Origin of the sequence: Paraburkholderia dilworthii (assembly GCF_000472525.1) — a bacterium.
GTDB classification, from domain to species: Bacteria; Pseudomonadota; Gammaproteobacteria; order Burkholderiales; family Burkholderiaceae; genus Paraburkholderia; species Paraburkholderia dilworthii.
Window position 1 is genome coordinate 69854 of record NZ_AWZT01000024.1, and the last position, 16657, is coordinate 86510.

At 61.4% G+C, this 16657-nt stretch carries 15 protein-coding genes; 11 read left to right on the forward strand and 4 right to left on the reverse strand.

All coding sequences use genetic code 11. The features are described from left to right. Positions 1-121: 121 nt before the first annotated feature. From coaBC to dut, 3 genes are all read left to right on the forward strand, one after another. Positions 122-1336: a bifunctional phosphopantothenoylcysteine decarboxylase/phosphopantothenate--cysteine ligase CoaBC gene (gene coaBC, locus F759_RS0120635; protein ID WP_027801550.1), complete on the forward strand. Its 1215-nt coding sequence runs from the start codon at positions 122-124 to the stop codon at positions 1334-1336. Positions 1337-1414: 78 nt separating this feature from the next. After that, complete coding sequence (locus tag F759_RS0120640) at positions 1415-2434, forward strand: LLM class flavin-dependent oxidoreductase (RefSeq protein WP_027801551.1); 1020 nt, start codon at positions 1415-1417, stop codon at positions 2432-2434. Between the two features lie 14 nt (positions 2435-2448). Continuing rightward, positions 2449-2895 (forward strand): dUTP diphosphatase, encoded by a 447-nt coding sequence (gene dut / locus F759_RS0120645; protein WP_020069122.1) that lies wholly within the window; start codon positions 2449-2451, stop codon positions 2893-2895. A 74-nt stretch (positions 2896-2969) separates the two neighbouring features. On the opposite strand, the gene clpA is transcribed toward dut, so the two are convergent. Both clpA and clpS read right to left on the reverse strand, forming a co-directional pair. Continuing rightward, entirely contained in the window at positions 2970-5267 is a 2298-nt protein-coding gene (gene clpA / locus F759_RS0120650; RefSeq protein ID WP_020069123.1) for an ATP-dependent Clp protease ATP-binding subunit ClpA, read from the reverse strand. Then, positions 5264-5578, reverse strand: a complete 315-nt coding sequence (clpS, locus tag F759_RS0120655; protein WP_006050100.1) for an ATP-dependent Clp protease adapter ClpS — start codon at positions 5576-5578, stop codon at positions 5264-5266. The genes clpA and clpS overlap by 4 nt, the downstream gene beginning before the upstream one ends. 549 nt (positions 5579-6127) lie before the next feature. Here clpS and F759_RS0120660 point away from each other — a divergent pair. Beyond that, positions 6128-6334 carry a cold-shock protein gene (locus F759_RS0120660; RefSeq protein ID WP_007180614.1) on the forward strand — a complete coding sequence of 69 codons (207 nt, stop codon included), beginning with the start codon at positions 6128-6130 and terminating at the stop codon, positions 6332-6334. A 131-nt stretch (positions 6335-6465) separates the two neighbouring features. Here the strand turns inward: F759_RS0120660 and F759_RS0120665 are convergent, their stop codons facing one another. Together F759_RS0120665 and icd are read right to left on the reverse strand one after the other, a co-directional pair. Then, positions 6466-6720: a hypothetical protein gene (locus tag F759_RS0120665; RefSeq protein WP_027801552.1), complete on the reverse strand. Its 255-nt coding sequence runs from the start codon at positions 6718-6720 to the stop codon at positions 6466-6468. A 152-nt stretch (positions 6721-6872) separates the two neighbouring features. Continuing rightward, the gene (gene icd / locus F759_RS0120670; protein WP_027801553.1) at positions 6873-8129 is read right to left on the reverse strand and encodes an NADP-dependent isocitrate dehydrogenase; all 1257 of its coding nucleotides are present in this window, start codon (positions 8127-8129) and stop codon (positions 6873-6875) included. Between the two features lie 330 nt (positions 8130-8459). Here icd and F759_RS0120680 point away from each other — a divergent pair, with 330 nt between their 5' ends. The 7 genes from F759_RS0120680 to F759_RS0120710 all read left to right on the forward strand — a co-directional run bounded on the left by F759_RS0120680 (position 8460) and on the right by F759_RS0120710 (position 16645). Further along, on the forward strand, positions 8460-9029 hold the full coding sequence (locus F759_RS0120680) for a pseudouridine synthase (protein ID WP_027801554.1): 570 nt from the start codon (positions 8460-8462) through the stop codon (positions 9027-9029). A 384-nt stretch (positions 9030-9413) separates the two neighbouring features. Next, a complete protein-coding gene (locus F759_RS44170) occupies positions 9414-9608 on the forward strand; it encodes a hypothetical protein (protein ID WP_027212290.1) in 195 nt (64 codons plus the stop codon). A gap of 144 nt (positions 9609-9752) precedes the next feature. Beyond that, the gene (locus F759_RS0120690) at positions 9753-10259 is read left to right on the forward strand and encodes a DUF192 domain-containing protein (RefSeq protein ID WP_027801555.1); all 507 of its coding nucleotides are present in this window, start codon (positions 9753-9755) and stop codon (positions 10257-10259) included. A 439-nt stretch (positions 10260-10698) separates the two neighbouring features. Next, complete coding sequence (gene fusA, locus F759_RS0120695; RefSeq protein ID WP_027801556.1) at positions 10699-12804, forward strand: elongation factor G; 2106 nt, start codon at positions 10699-10701, stop codon at positions 12802-12804. Between the two features lie 211 nt (positions 12805-13015). Next, positions 13016-13537 carry a cupin domain-containing protein gene (locus F759_RS0120700; RefSeq protein ID WP_027801557.1) on the forward strand — a complete coding sequence of 174 codons (522 nt, stop codon included), beginning with the start codon at positions 13016-13018 and terminating at the stop codon, positions 13535-13537. A 17-nt stretch (positions 13538-13554) separates the two neighbouring features. Then, positions 13555-14583, forward strand: coding sequence for a HoxN/HupN/NixA family nickel/cobalt transporter (locus F759_RS0120705; RefSeq protein ID WP_027801558.1), 1029 nt, complete (start codon positions 13555-13557; stop codon positions 14581-14583). A gap of 388 nt (positions 14584-14971) precedes the next feature. Then, the gene (locus F759_RS0120710; RefSeq protein WP_027801559.1) at positions 14972-16645 is read left to right on the forward strand and encodes an ABC transporter substrate-binding protein; all 1674 of its coding nucleotides are present in this window, start codon (positions 14972-14974) and stop codon (positions 16643-16645) included. Positions 16646-16657: the final 12 nt, after the last annotated feature.

The window sequence follows — 16657 nt, forward strand, 5'->3', positions numbered from 1 at the left end:
CTGAGGTCGAGGTCGAGGTCCGGTATTGCGACCTCTCGCCTCGCGCCAGTAGTCCGCTTTGACGGCCGGCAACGGTGCAAGCGCGCCGCGCTCGGCCACCACGCTTTGTCGGAGGCTTTCGTTGGCAACCGCAGAACTCGCAGGAAAGCACCTCGTCCTCGGCATGACGGGCGGTATTGCCTGCTACAAGATCGCCGAACTCACGCGCCTGCTGACGAAGGCCGGCGCGACCGTGCAGGTCGTGATGACCGAAGCGGCCACGCAGTTCATCACGCCGGTGACCATGCAGGCGCTGTCGGGCCGGCCGGTCTACACAAGCCAGTGGGACGCGCGGATTCCGAACAACATGGCGCATATCGATCTGTCGCGTGAAGCAGACGCCATCGTGATCGCACCCGCCTCCACCGACTTTCTCGCCAAACTCGCGCACGGCATGGCCGACGATCTGCTCGCCACGTTGTGCGTCGCGCGCGATTGTCCGCTGCTGGTCGTGCCCGCGATGAACCGGCAGATGTGGCAAAACCCGGCAACGCAACGCAACGTCGCGCAGCTGCGCGCAGACGGGGTTGAAGTGCTCGGCCCCGACTCCGGCCCGCAGGCCTGCGGCGAAATCGGCGACGGCCGCATGCTCGAAGCCGCGGCAACCTACGAAGCGATTGCATCGTTCTTCGCGCCAAAGATTCTGTCCGGCCGGCGTGTATTGCTGACGGCCGGGCCAACGTTCGAACCGCTCGATCCGGTGCGCGGCATCACCAATCGTTCGAGCGGCAAGATGGGTTTCGCGCTGGCCCGCGCCGCACAACAGGCGGGCGCCGAGGTGCATCTCGTGGCCGGTCCGGTCGCGCTTGAAACGCCGTGGGGCGTGTTCCGCGAAGACGTGCAAACCGCCCAGCAGATGCACGACGTGGTAATGCGCTCGGTCACGGATGCGGACATTTTCATTGGCGTCGCCGCAGTCGCCGACTGGCGCGTCGATCACGCGAGCGATCACAAGATCAAGAAGAGCGCGGACCGCGCGCTGCCCACTTTTTCGTTCGTCGAAAATCCGGACATTCTGGCCTCGGTCGCGAAGTTGCCACACCCGCCGTTCACGGTCGGCTTCGCTGCGGAAAGCGGTGATCTCGAACTGCATGGCGAGGAAAAACGCGTGCGCAAAAACGTGCCGCTTCTGGTCGGCAATCTCGGGCCGCTCACGTTCGGCATGGACGACAACGAGGTCGTCCTGTTCGAAGCGAGCGGCGCCACCAGGTTGCCGCGCGCCGACAAGCAGACGCTCGCGCGCGCACTGATCGCGGAAATCGCAAAGCGTCTGCCCGACACAAGCCTGATTCGCTGAGCTTGCCGCGCGCCATAGACATGCGGTCGCCGCGCGCCGCGCCGGTGAAGCGAACCGGATCATCTGGAGCACACTGACATGACGCTACTTTCCGTGCTCGATCAAACGCCCGTGATTTCAGGGCACTCGGTAGCGGACGCGATTGCCGCCACGGTCGAACTCGCGCAACTCGCCGACGACCTCGGCTACACGCGCTACTGGTGCGCCGAGCATCACGGCTTGCGCGGCGTGTCGAACCCATGTCCCGAAGTAATGCTCGCGCGCCTTGGCAGCGTCACGCGACGGATCCGGCTGGGCTCCGGCGGCATCATGCTGCCGTACTACAGCCCGTTCAAGGTCGCCGAGCAATTCATGATGTTAGAGGCACTGTTCCCGAATCGCATCGATCTCGGCGTGGGGCGCGCGCCGGGCGGCGATATGCGCACGGCTCAGGCGGTCGCCGCCGGCGACTACAACCGCGGCGAAATTTTCCCGCAGCAGGTGGCCGATCTGGTCGGCCTGATGCACGGCACGCTGCCTGCCGATCACATCGCGCAAGGGGTGCTGCTGCAACCGCAAGTCGCCACGCGCCCGCAGCTGTGGATGCTCGGCTCAAGCGAATTCGGCGGGTTGCTTGCCGCGCAGCTCGGCATCCGCTTCGCGTTCGCGCATTTCATCAACGCGCATTTCGGGCATCAGGTCGCGCATGCGTATCGCGAGCGTTTCACGCCGAGCCACGAAATGCAGCAATCGTATCTGGCCGCTGCCGTGTTCGTGATTTGCGCGGACACCGAACAGGAGGCCGCCGATCTGGCGAAAGCCGTCGATCTGCGTCGGGTGCAAATGGCTTATGGCCTGAACGAGCCGATTCCGACTATCGAACAGGGCATCGCGCAGGAGTACGGCGAGCGCGAGAAACTGGTGATCGACCGTGAAAAACCGCGCAGTATCATCGGCACGCCTGAAGTCGTGACCGAGCGGCTCCAAGCATTGCAGGAACAATTCCAGGCCGACGAACTGATCGTGCTGACCGTCGCGGGCAGCTATCGCGCGCGCCTGCGTTCCTATGAACTCCTTGCCGAAGCGTTCCAACTCGGGCGCCCGGCTTCAACTCCTTAAACCTTTGAACCTGCATGAAACTCGACCTGAAGATTCTCGATGCGCGCATGCGCGACCAGCTTCCCGCCTACGCGACAAGCGGCAGCGCAGGGCTCGATCTGCGCGCGTGCCTCAAAGAGCCCTTGACGCTCAAACCTGGCGAGACCGCGCTGGTGCCGACAGGGCTCGCGATTCACGTGGGCGATCCCGGCTACGCCGCACTGATCCTGCCGCGCTCGGGTCTTGGACATAAGCACGGAATCGTGCTCGGCAATCTGGTCGGCCTGATCGATTCGGATTATCAAGGCGAACTGATGATCTCGACGTGGAACCGCGGCGAGACCACATTCGTGCTCAACCCGATGGAGCGTCTCGCGCAACTCGTGATCGTGCCCGTCGTGCAGGCCGAGTTCAATATCGTCGATGAGTTCGAGCAAAGCGAGCGCGGCGCAGGCGGCTTCGGCAGCACCGGTAAGCACTGAATTCGAGCAGCGCAAATAAAAACGGCGTGGACCTGGGTCCACGCCGTTTTTTCTTTGCTGAGTCCGCTTGACGCTTACTCGACTTCGACCGCTTCCGGATTCGGATTGCGCGGCGCCGGATGTTCGTCGAAGGTCAACTGCACCTTGTCTTCCGCATCCACGTCGACCGACACGCGGCCGCCGCTCATCAGCTTGCCGAACAGCAGTTCGTCGGCCAGCGCGCGACGGATCGTGTCCTGAATCAGACGCTGCATTGGCCGCGCGCCCATCAACGGATCGAATCCGTGCTTCGCGAGGTGCTTGCGCAGCGCGTCGGTGAAGAGCGCGTCGACCTTCTTCTCGTGCAACTGATCTTCCAGCTGCATCAGGAACTTGTCGACCACGCGCATGATGATCTCTTCATCGAGCGCACGGAAGCTGATCGTCGCGTCCAGACGGTTACGGAACTCCGGCGTGAACATGCGCTTGATGTCGACCATTTCGTCGCCGGTTTCCCGACGATTCGTGAAGCCGATCACCGACTTGCCCATCGCCTCGGCGCCCGCATTCGTCGTCATGATGATGATGACGTTGCGGAAATCCGCCTTGCGGCCGTTGTTGTCCGTCAGCGTGCCGTGGTCCATCACCTGCAACAGCACGTTGTATATGTCCGGATGCGCTTTCTCGATTTCGTCGAGCAGCAACACGCAGTGCGGCTTCTTGGTGACAGCCTCGGTCAACAGGCCGCCCTGGTCGAAACCGACATAGCCCGGAGGCGCGCCGATCAAACGGCTGACCGCGTGACGTTCCATGTACTCGGACATGTCGAAGCGGATCAACTCGATGCCGAGCGTGAACGCCAGCTGCTTCGCCACTTCCGTCTTGCCGACGCCCGTGGGGCCGGAGAACAGGAACGCGCCGATCGGCTTGTCCAGCTTGCCGAGACCCGCACGCGCCATCTTGATCGCGGCCGACAGCGCGTCGATAGCCGGGTCTTGCCCGAATACCACGCTCTTCAGATCGCGATCCAGCGTTTGCAGCTTGCTGCGGTCGTCTTGCGACACGCTTTGCGGCGGGACGCGAGCGATCTTCGAGATGATTTCCTCGATCTCGTTCTTGCCGATGGTCTTCTTCTGCTTCGACTTCGGCAGGATGCGTTGAGCCGCGCCCGCTTCGTCGATCACGTCGATCGCCTTGTCCGGCAAATGACGATCCGTGATGAAGCGTGCCGACAACTCAGCCGCCGCCGACAGCGCACCCGACGAATACTTCACGCCGTGATGCTCTTCGAAACGCGACTTCAGGCCGCGCAGAATCGCCACCGTCTGCTCAACGGACGGTTCCGTCACGTCGACCTTCTGGAAACGACGCGACAATGCCGCGTCTTTTTCGAAGATGCCGCGATATTCGGTGAACGTGGTCGCGCCGATGCACTTGAGTGTGCCCGACGACAACGCCGGCTTCAGCAGATTGGACGCGTCCAGCGTGCCGCCCGACGCGGCGCCCGCGCCGATCAGCGTATGGATTTCGTCGATGAACAGAATCGCGTGCGGGCGTTCCTTCAATTCCTTGAGGACCGTCTTCAGGCGCTGTTCGAAGTCGCCGCGATACTTGGTGCCGGCGAGCAGAGCGCCCATGTCGAGCGAATACACCTGGGCGTCGGCCAGAATATCCGGCACTTCGCCGCGCGTGATGCGCCAGGCGAGCCCTTCTGCGATCGCCGTCTTGCCGACGCCCGCCTCACCGACCAGCAGCGGATTGTTCTTGCGACGGCGGCACAGCACCTGTACCACGCGCTCGACTTCCGACTCGCGCCCGATCAGCGGATCGATGCGGCCGTCTTTCGCCATCTGGTTCAGATTCTGCGTGAACTGGGCAAGCGGCGTTTCTTTCTGCGCAGCGGCTTCGTCGGACTCGGCATTCGCATCGCTCGCTTTCGCGGCGTCCGTGCTGCTGGTCTTGGCGATGCCGTGCGAAATGAAATTCACCACGTCCAGACGCGTCACGCCCTGCTGCTGCAGGTAGTAGACAGCATGCGAGTCCTTCTCGCCGAAGATCGCAACCAGCACATTCGCGCCGGTCACTTCCTTCTTGCCATTTGAGGTGGACTGCACATGCATGATCGCGCGCTGGATCACACGCTGGAAACCCAGCGTGGGCTGCGTGTCGACGTCGTCCGTGCCGGGCACGGTGGGCGTGTTGTCATGAATGAAGTTGCGCAGGTTCTGACGCAGATCCTCGATATTGGCCGCGCATGCACGCAACACCTCCGCCGCTGTCGGATTGTCCAACAGTGCCAGCAAAAGATGTTCGACCGTTATGAACTCGTGCCGCGCCTGGCGTGCTTCCATGAACGCCATGTGCAGGCTGACTTCCAGTTCCTGGGCAATCATGCTTCCTCCATCACACACTGCAGCGGATGCCCGGCCTGCCGTGCGTGGGTAACGACTTGCTCGACTTTGGTCGACGCGATGTCCCGCGTATAGACCCCACAAACTCCCCTGCCCTCGCGATGCACCTTCAACATTACCTGTGTTGCGGTTTCACGATCTTTATTGAAGTATTCCTGCACGATCATCACGACAAATTCCATTGGCGTGAAGTCGTCATTCAGCAGCACCACCTTGTACATGGACGGCGGCTTGAGCTTTTTCTCCTGTCGCTCCAGTACGGTGCCGTCCTGCTTGTCCGGGATAATTGCCATACACCCATTCTAAACAACTAGGACAGGCCCGCAATCCTGTCAAAACCCGGCTAACCGGCCGGTGAGCCCGTTCGCGACCGCCCGGCGGAAATCAACCGCCTGCGTGTGCCATTCGACGAGCCGATTGCGGAGCCGGCTCCTGTGCAGATCATGCGTTGCGGCCGTGCTGCGCCGCAGTCGGATCGAGTATCGCACAACCTGCCGGAGCTGGCTGACCGGCACCCGCCTGACACAACCGGCAGCGGGCGACTCGCAGAACAGCATGTGAGACGATTATGCGACTTTTCAAGACAGCCCGCTTGCGCAACCGCACATAACAAAAGCGGGAAAAACCCTGGAAACCGCCCGTTTGCAACGCGTGAACCGACGTCTCAAAATTTTCTTGACACTCGAATAAAGAGCCTCAACAATCAAGCTGGCACTTTTTTCACTGCGCCAAATTCGAAAAAATGCCGATGGTGAGCTTGTGAGGAGGGAGCGGCTGCATCACGCGGTCGTCGAGCTTTTCGAGGGCTCGTGGTAGTGACATGAGTTACAGGGGAAGTTGGAATGGCAACTGGTACGGTCAAATGGTTCAATGACGCAAAAGGTTTCGGATTCATCACGCCTGATGAAGGTGGCGAGGATCTGTTTGCACACTTCTCGGCCATCCAGATGAATGGGTTCAAGACCCTCAAGGAAGGCCAAAAGGTGACCTTCGAGGTCGTGCAAGGCCCGAAAGGCAAGCAGGCATCGAACATCCAGGCACCTGCCTGATACCTGTTCGGTACCCGTCCTTTTGAAACCCGGCTTCGTGCCGGGTTTCTTTTTGGCGTCCACATGGCCTGTGATGGACACATCGGCGTCCCAAATAACGGGCCGCCGGAACGGACAGACGGCCGTGCGAACTAGCGTGCGGCGCCCTGCGTCATTGCACGCTGTATCGCGAGGCTGCGCGACAGGTCGCCTTCGTAAACGGCGATGCCCTGATGGCTGAGCTTGGAGCGCGTGTCGATGGCCGCCGTGATGCCGATGCTCTGCACGAGCTGACAGAACCAGTAGTCCTCCGATAGATATGCGCGAGTCTGCGGATCGATGCCCGTGTCGAAAAACACATAGAGAAAATCGGCGGCCTTGCCGCCGTCGAACTCGGGCTGGCCCACGAACGGTGAGCCGTCCGGCCACGCATCTCAATAACGGCATCTCTGAAATCGCGTCGACATAATGAACGGCACGCGTAAAAAAACCCGGCCGCCTGAGGAGGGCAACCGGGTTTCTTCGACAACGTCAGCCGGGCAATATCCCGCCGTGCTGCTTACATGTTTTCGATCATCACCTGCCCGAAGCCCGAGCACGAGACCTGGGTCGCGCCTTCCATCAGACGCGCGAAGTCGTAAGTGACGCGCTTTTGAAGGATCGACGTTTCCATCGACTTGATAATCAGATCCGCGGCCTCGAACCAGCCCAGATGGCGCAGCATCATTTCCGCCGAGAGAATTTCCGAGCCCGGATTCACGTAGTCCTTGCCCGCGTACTTCGGCGCCGTGCCGTGCGTAGCCTCGAACATCGCGACCGAATCCGACATGTTCGCCCCCGGCGCAATGCCGATGCCGCCCACCTGCGCGGCCAGCGCGTCCGACACGTAATCGCCATTCAGGTTGAGCGTAGCGATCACGTCGTACTCAGCGGGGCGCAACAGGATCTGCTGCAGGAACGCGTCGGCGATTACATCCTTCACAACGATGTCGCCGCCCGTCTTCGCGTTCTTGACCTTCATCCACGGACCGCCGTCGATCAGTTCCGCGTTGAACTCCTTCTGCGCGAGCGCATAACCGTAGTCACGGAACGCCCCTTCCGTGTACTTCATGATGTTGCCCTTGTGCACGAGCGTAACCGAGCGGCGATCGTTGTCGATCGCATACTGAATCGCCTTGCGCACCAGGCGCTCCGTGCCCTCGCGCGACACCGGCTTGATACCGATTCCGGATGTTTCCGGGAAGCGGATCTTCTTCACACCCATCTCTTCCTTCAGGAACTTGATGACCTTCTTCGCCTCTTCCGATTCGGCCGGCCATTCGATACCCGCGTAGATGTCTTCCGAGTTCTCGCGGAAGATCACCATGTTGGTTTTTTCCGGCTCGCGCACCGGCGACGGCACGCCCTTGAAGTATTGGACGGGACGCAGACACACATACAAATCGAGTTCCTGACGCAGCGCGACGTTCAGCGAACGGATGCCGCCACCGACGGGCGTGGTGAGCGGCCCCTTGATGGAAACCACATATTCCTTCAGCACCTGAAGCGTTTCTTCCGGCAGCCATACGTCGGGACCGTAGACCTTGGTCGACTTCTCGCCCGCGTAGATTTCCATCCAGTGGATTTTCTTCTTGCCCGCGTAGGCTTTTTCCACCGCGGCGTCCACGACCTTGATCATGACCGGCGTGATGTCGAGACCGGTGCCGTCGCCTTCGATAAACGGAATGATCGGCTGATCGGATACGTTGAGCGAGAAATCCGCATTGACGGTGATCTTGTCACCACCGGTCGGAACCTTGATGTGCTGATACGGCATGATCGGACTCCAGTGAAGGCTGTGCTGAAAGCTGATGGGAGACTGCGAAAATGGGCGTTCCTCGCTACGCGCAATGCCGGGCGCCCGCAAGCGGCCTGGCCGTTATTCTAGCCCACGCGGCCGCTGCATCGCGGCGAGGGCGGCTCGGGGTTTTCCAACATACAGCGGTCAACGACGGCGGCGGCCACGCGTGATGTCTTCTATCGGCGTCACGGCTTTGCGACGCGCATTATGCTTTATGATCCGGCCATCGTTCACAGGCACCGGCGCCTCGTGCATCAGCGTCGGCGCGTCACGCCGCGACGGGCGCCGCGACCTCACCATTTCCTTATGCGTCTTCTCGCCCTCAACAAGCCGTTCGGCACCATCTGCCAGTTTTCTTCGCACGAGACACGCGCGTCGCTGGCCGACTGGGTCAAGGTGCCCGGTGTTTATCCGGCCGGACGTCTCGATTCGGACAGCGAGGGCCTGCTGCTTCTCACCGACGACGGCGCGCTGCAAGCGCGTATCGCAGAACCGCGTCACAAGCTGGTGAAGCGCTATTGGGCACAAGTGGAAGGCGCGCTCGATTCCGCCGCATTGAACACGCTGGCCCGCGGCGTCGATCTGGGCGACTACGTGACTCAGCCGTGCCGCGCCGAATATGTCGAGCCAGCCGACACACTATGGACGCGCACGCCGCCCATTCGCTATCGCGCCGCGATTCCGACCACCTGGATCGAGTTGTCGATCACCGAAGGCAAGAACCGCCAGGTGCGCCGCATGACGGCCGCAGTCGGGTTTCCAACGCTGCGTCTCGTGCGCGTGGGCATCGGCGCGCTCGATATTTTTTTGCTCGGCCTCCAGCCGGGACAAAGCGCCGATCTGCCGCTCGACGCACCGTGGAAAGGCCTCGCGTAAATCGCTAACTCGTTGTCTGCGCGAATAAAACGGCGCGTGAAACGGGCCGGCGAAAAGCCGTGAAACAGTGGCCCCGCAGCGCTCATGCAACGCCTTTTCAATTGAACGTCCCACATCGAAACTTTCCGGAAAATTCACGTCAACCGCTGCGCGAGCTCACGCGTTATTCGACGCAGATGCCGCCCGAAGCTGTCCGGCATTCAGCCTTAAGAGCCTTTGTACACGCCGCTTGCGCGGTCAGTGCAGGCAGTCTGAGCGCTAGGCAGACGTGTCGAAAATTTGTTCGATGCGGCTGTCAACCGAAAGGTGGATGGCACGTTTACCGACATGACTCCTAGATAACCGGGTCATTTGGTTAATTAACTAATGCTGAGGATTTTCAAAATGAACAAACTGATCGCCGCTCTGGTCGCTGGCCTCTTCGCAACGGCAGCATTCGCACAAGCTTCGGCACCGGCAGCAGCTTCGGCAGCTCCGGCAGCAGCTGCTTCGTCGGCAAAGAAGACCACGAAGCACGCTCACAAGAAGTCGCACAAGAAGGCAGCAGCAGCTGCTGCAGCTTCGGCCGCTTCGGAGTAAGTTGGTTGTAAAGACGCAGTCAAGAACTAGCTTCATTGCCGTTCTTACGGCGTTGAAAGGCAGATCACCGCAAGGCGATCTGCCTTTTTGTTTTTGACGCGCTCGCGTAACATTCCCCGGTTAATTTCAGCAAGGAGTCATGCCGTGCGATTTCACATGCGCTCGTTGATGGCGCGTTTCGCCGTTGCCGCAATCCTGCCGTTCGCGGCGATGTCATTCGCCGCGCTGAACGCGGCCCCCGCTCACGCACAGCAAATGCCGGCCGGCGCGAAACAGCCCAGCGAATTTCCGCGCGCGAAACTGACTGCGGGCATGTTCGTGATCGACGCGGCCGTGGCCGCCAACGACGCCGATCGCGAGCAAGGTCTGATGTACCGCACCACGCTGGCGCCGAATGAGGGCATGCTGTTCGTCTTCAACGAAAACGCCGTGCATTGCTTCTGGATGAAGAACACGTTGATTCCGTTGTCGATTGCGTTTATCCGCGCAGACGGCACCGTCACCGACATCGACGAAATGCAGGCGGAGACGACCAACAATCACTGCCCGAAGAACAACGGCGTCTACGCGCTCGAAATGAGCAAGGGCTGGTTTACGTCGAAGGGTATCAAGCCTGGAATGAAGATTCAGGGTCTGCCGGCGGCGCAGTAACTCGCGCGCGAGTTCGCGCGGTGATTCGCCTGGTGTTGCCTGGTTTGCCTGGTGTTGCCTCGCGATTCGCCTGATAGCTCACGCAACGGTTAGCCTAAAACACGGCATCGTTTCACAGCGGCAGTTCTGCTCAAACGCCAGCCGCTTGTCCACACCGCTCACCGCAAAGCCGGTGCCTTTTCAAAAGGCTCCGGCTTTTGTCATTCCTGCCGAGCACCGCCCGCCATTCCTGCAACGTCCTGCACCGCAGTGCCGCCCCCTCCCGTACAGCCGCATCGCAGCGCCGCCATCGCCCGCCCGCCCCGGCCTGGCAAGATTCCTGCAAAAGACGGGCCGACGCGCTATCCTAGTATTCTTAGCAACACAGTATCCCGCGGTCCGGGCGGCACAGACTGTCGCCCGGCAACCGTTTCAGGCGCGCTATTCCAAGGAGGTTCACGTGCCCCGCAAGACTCCCATCGAGCGCTACCGGAATATCGGCATCAGCGCTCACATCGATGCCGGCAAAACCACCACGACTGAACGCATCCTGTTCTACACCGGCGTGACCCACAAGATCGGTGAGGTTCACGACGGTGCGGCGACGATGGACTGGATGGAACAGGAGCAGGAGCGCGGCATCACGATCACGTCGGCAGCTACCACCGCCTTCTGGAAAGGCATGGCCGGCAACTATCCCGAGCATCGGATCAATATTATCGACACGCCGGGGCACGTCGACTTCACGATTGAAGTCGAGCGTTCCATGCGCGTGCTCGACGGCGCCTGCATGGTCTACGACTCGGTGGGCGGCGTGCAGCCGCAATCTGAAACCGTCTGGCGTCAGGCGAACAAGTACAAGGTGCCGCGCATCGCATTCGTCAACAAGATGGACCGCGTCGGTGCAGACTTTTTCCGCGTGCAGCGCCAGATCGGCGAGCGCCTGAAGGGCGTCGCAGTGCCGATCCAGATTCCTATCGGCGCGGAAGAACACTTCCAGGGCGTGGTCGATCTCGTCAAGATGAAGGCAATCTTCTGGGACGAAGAGAACCAGGGCATCAAGTTCGAGTACCGCGACATCCCGGCAGAACTTGCGGACACCGCGAAGGAATGGCACGACAAGATGGTCGAGGCCGCGGCCGAGGCGAACGAAGCACTGCTCGACAAATATTTGGGCGGCGAAACGCTGACTGAAGAGGAAATCAAGCACGGCATTCGCGCGCGCTGCATTGCCAATGAAATCGTGCCGATGCTGTGCGGCAGCGCGTTCAAGAACAAGGGCGTGCAGGCGATGCTCGACGCGGTGATCGACTATCTTCCGTCGCCGGTCGACGTGCCGGCAATTACCGGCCACGACGAACACGACAAGGAAATCGAGCGTCATCCGAACGACACCGATCCGTTCTCGGCGCTCGCCTTCAAGATCATGACCGATCCGTTCGTGGGCCAGCTGATTTTCTTCCGCGTGTACTCGGGCGTCGTGAATTCGGGCGACACGGTCTACAACGCGATCAAGGAAAAGAAGGAGCGCCTCGGCCGGATCCTGCAGATGCATGCAAACGAGCGCAAGGAAATCAAGGAAGTCTACGCGGGCGACATCGCCGCGGCAGTCGGTCTGAAGGAAGCGACCACCGGCGACACGCTGTGCGATCCGAACCACGTGATCATCCTCGAAAAAATGATCTTCCCCGAGCCGGTGATCTCGCAGGCCGTCGAGCCGAAGACCAAGGTCGATCAGGAGAAGATGGGCATCGCGCTGAATCGTCTCGCGCAAGAAGACCCGTCGTTCCGCGTGCAAACGGACGAGGAATCCGGCCAGACGATCATCTCCGGCATGGGCGAGCTGCACCTGGAAATTCTCGTCGACCGGATGAAGCGCGAGTTCGGCGTGGAAGCAACGGTCGGCAAGCCGCAGGTTGCTTATCGCGAGACGGTGCGCAACAAGGTCGAAGACGTGGAAGGCAAGTTCGTCAAGCAATCGGGCGGCCGCGGCCAGTACGGCCACGCGGTGATCACGCTCGAGCCGGCGCCCCAGGGCAAGGGCTATGAATTCGTCGACGCGATCAAGGGCGGCGTGATTCCCCGTGAATACATCCCGGCCGTCGACAAGGGCATCCAGGAAACACTGAAGGCCGGCGTGCTCGCGGGCTATCCGGTGGTGGACGTGAAGGTGACGCTGACCTTCGGCTCGTACCACGACGTCGACTCGAACGAAAACGCATTCCGTATGGCCGGTTCGATGGCCTTCAAGGAAGCCATGCGCAAGGCAAAGCCCGTTCTGCTCGAGCCGATGATGGCCGTCGAGGTGGAAACGCCCGAAGACTTCATGGGCAACGTGATGGGCGATCTTTCGAGCCGGCGCGGCCTCGTGCAAGGCATGGAAGACATCGCGGGCGGCGGCGGCAAGCTCGTGCGCGCCGAAGTGCCGCTCGCGGAAATGTTTGGCTATTCGACGTCGCTGCGCTCGGCGACGCAAGGCCGCGCCACCTACACGATGGAGTTCAAGCATTACGCCGAAACGCCGAACAACGTCGCGGAAGCCGTGATCAACGCGAAGCACAAGTAAGCGCCTGCGCCAGTGAACACAGCCTGCGTGCCGCAGCAAGGCCACTCAGGCTGAACATACGAAGCCCGTCCTCTGGACGGGCTTTTTTTCGCCAACGAAGGACCCAGACGCGCCCGTCCCCACGCACGTTTTTGAACGTGTAAAAATGCCGGACGGCTCCGCGGCCATTGCCACGACGAATGCCAAACGCAAGCCCACGAGGAGAGATGCGATGAGCCAGGATCACGAACATCCGCATTACAACGAGGAGCGCGACCAGGAAGCGGCGCCTGTCGATTGGCGCGAGCACGGCGTGAAGGTGATTCGGGGCGATCAGCTCGACACCAACACCGCGCAGACGCCGGGTATGAATCGCGCGGCCGCGATCAACGCGGCACGCGTCGGCGCGCAAAAAATCTGGGCCGGCACAGTGACGATCCATCCGAATGCGAAGACCGGCGCTCACCATCACGGCGCGCTCGAAAGCGTGATCTATGTGGTGCGCGGCCACGCGCGCATGCGCTGGGGCGAGCATCTGGAATTCACCGCCGAAGCCGGTCCCGGCGACTTCATCTTCGTGCCGCCGTATGTGCCGCATCAGGAGATCAATGCGAGCACCGACGATCCTCTCGAATGCGTGCTGGTGCGCAGCGACAACGAAGCGGTCGTGGTCAATCTGAATATCGATGCTGTCGAACAACCCGAAACGGTGTACTGGGTCGATCCGATCCACAAACATCCGCACGATCACTAATCACTTTCACGCGACTCATGACGCCGACTGCTTCGCTGCGCCCTCGCCTCGTCACGCTGTACGCCGCTCTGATCGCGGCTAATATCGGCGCATGGACGTGGGCGCTAATCGCGTTTCGCCACTATCCGCTGCTGCTCGGCACCGCATTGCTCGCATATGGTTTCGGTCTGCGCCATGCGGTCGACGCGGACCACATCGCCGCCATCGACGCCGTCACCCGCAAGCTGATGCAAGCCGGCAAGCGGCCGCTCGGCGTGGGCCTGTCGTTTTCGCTCGGACATTCGACCATCGTGATCGTCGCGACGCTCGGTATCGCATGGACCGCGCATTCGCTGCACGGCCGCTTCGAAACCTTCAAGGCGGTGGGCGGCACACTCGGCACACTCGTTTCGGCGACGTTCCTGCTCGTGCTCGCGGCTGTGAACCTCGTGATCCTGCGCGACGTGTGGCGCCGTTATCGCCACGCCGGGCATGACGGCGAATTGCCCGCTGCCGCGTCGGACGCTTTCCGCGCGGCCAGTCCCGCAGGTCTTCTGTCCCGGGCATTGCGGCCGCTTTTCCGGCTCGTGACGAAAAGCTGGCACATGTACCCCGTAGGCGTGCTCTTTGGCCTCGGCTTCGACACCGCAACCGAAATCGGCTTGCTCGCAATCGCCGCGTCTGAAGCGGGCAAGGGCCTACCGTTGTATTCCATCCTTGTGTTCCCCGCGCTCTTCACCGCGGGTATGACGCTGGTCGATTCAACGGACAACGTGCTGATGGTCCATGCGTACGGCTGGGCTATGGACGACCCCAAGCGCAAGCTCTACTACAACGCGAGTATCACGTTGGTGTCCGCTGTCGTCGCTATTGTGATTGGCGGCGTCGAGGCGTTGGGGCTGCTGTCGGACAAACTCGGTCTCAGCGGCGGCATGTGGGACGCGGTGGCGAACATGAACGAGCAGTTCGGCGTGCTCGGCTACGGCATCGTCGCTGCGTTCATGGCGTGCTGGATCGGCTCGGTGCTGTTCCATCGCTGGAGGCGGCCGGGCATCGCCGCGCGGTAAATGCAACCGCGTTGGAACGATGATTGCGACGCGGTCGGTAAGCTTTGCGCCGCCGCGTTGTGGGTTGTTTCGCTATAGCGTCTGAGGTGCATCTGTGCCGCGTGCAACGCATGGCTCCTGTGTGCACGATGCCGCGCCGGGCGCTGCGGTGAGCGTTGCGGTGACTGTTGCGGCAAGCGCCGCGCCGACCGTTGTGACGACGACACACACGCGCCCTTTTATCTGCGGATCGCCAATGCGAGACCGCCGCGAGCGCTCCAATCCGCGAGCAATCGCTTAAACTGAAGTCGCCTTGCATCGCCGCAATCGCGCCGCCTCGCAGTCAGCCTGCCGCGCATCCGGCGCGGCTTCTCAGAACCGGCAACCGAACGGACTGGACATTCCATCGATGAAGACTCCCGCTGACCGATTCCCCGCTCTCGACCTCGCCCGCCGCACCGCCGACGCCTACGGCAATCACGCAGTCGACGAATTTCTCGCCGGCCGCATCACGCGTCGCGATCTGCTGCGCTATGCGAGCGTGATCGGTTTGTCGCTCGCTGGCGGCGGCGTGCTGGTTGCGCCGCGAGCGCACGCACAAGGTCAGGCGGGTGCGGGTGTTCCTTCAAACCAGACGATTCGCGTCGCGCATCTGACGCCCGCTGGCGCGGTGGACCCGCTCACCGTAACCGATGCCGCGAGCCTCGCGTTGCTGAACCAGACCGGCGAATTCCTGATCGACGACGACGGCGAAAAGCTCATGCTGAAGCCGGCCCTGGCGCTCTCGTGGAAGCCGAACGACAAGGGCGACGTGTGGACGTTCAAGCTGCGCGAGAACGTCAAATTCCACGACGGCCAGCCCTTCACCGCCAAAGACGTGGTCACCACGTTCGACCGTCTCGCCGACCCCGCAAGCGGATCGGCTGCGCTCTCCGTGCTAAAAGGCGTGCTGTCCAAAGGCGGCGCGAAGGTCGTCGACGAGCACACCGTCGCGTTCCATCTCGATGCGCCGAACGGTAACTTTCCCTACTACGTTTCCTCGGACAATTACAACGCCGTGATCTTGCCCGCGAACTATGCGGGCGGTTATGAAAAGAGCTTCATCGGTACAGGTCCGTTCAAGTTCGAGAAGTATCAGCCGAAGGTCGGCGCATCGTTTGTGCGCAATCCGGATTACTGGGGCCAAAAAGCGTTACCACAACGCGTACAGTTTTCGTTCTACGCCGATCAGCAGGCGCAACTGCTTGCGCTGCAAGGCCATCAAGCCGACGTGATGGGCACCTTCACTGTTCAGGGCGGCGCGGCCATTCTGAACAATCCCGACTACAAGGCGATCGGCGTGAAGTCGAGCGCGCATCGGCAGATTCATATGCGCAACGACAACCCGCTCTTCAAGGACAAGCGCGTGCGTCAGGCGCTCGCATTGTCGCTCGATCGCGACGTGCTGGTGCGCGGCCTCTTCAAAGGCCGCGCGCAACTCGGTAACGACAGCCCGTTTGCGCCGGTGTTTCCGTCGTCGGACGCTGGGGTCCCGCAGCGCAAAATCGACGTAGCCAAAGCGAAACAGTTGCTCGCGCAAGCAGGCGTGCCTAATGGTTTCGACGTCACGCTCACCACCGAAAAGTACATGGAGATTCCCGATCTCGCGGTCGTCGTGCAGAACGCGGCGAAGGCGATCGGCGTACGTATCAATCTGAAAGTGGAGAGCCAGTCGCTGTATTACGGCGCGGGCACGCCAGGCAAATCGGATTGGCTCGACTCGCCGCTCGGCATCACCGACTACGGTCATCGCGGCGTACCGAACGTATTCCTGAATGCGCCGCTCACGAGCACCGGCACGTGGAACGCCGCGCATTTCAAGAACCCGCAATACGATCAGCTGGTCGCGCAGTTCGTCGCGGCCATCGACCTCGCATCGCAGAAAAAAATCTCCGGACAGATTCAGACGCTGCTGCTCGATGAAACGCCGATCATCATTCCGTTCTTCTACGATCAGCTGATCGCGATGCGCAAGGGCGTGAATGGCGTGCGCTTTACCGCGCTCGCGCAGCTCTATTTCGACCGCGCGGTGTTGAGCGCGTAAGCGTCTCACATG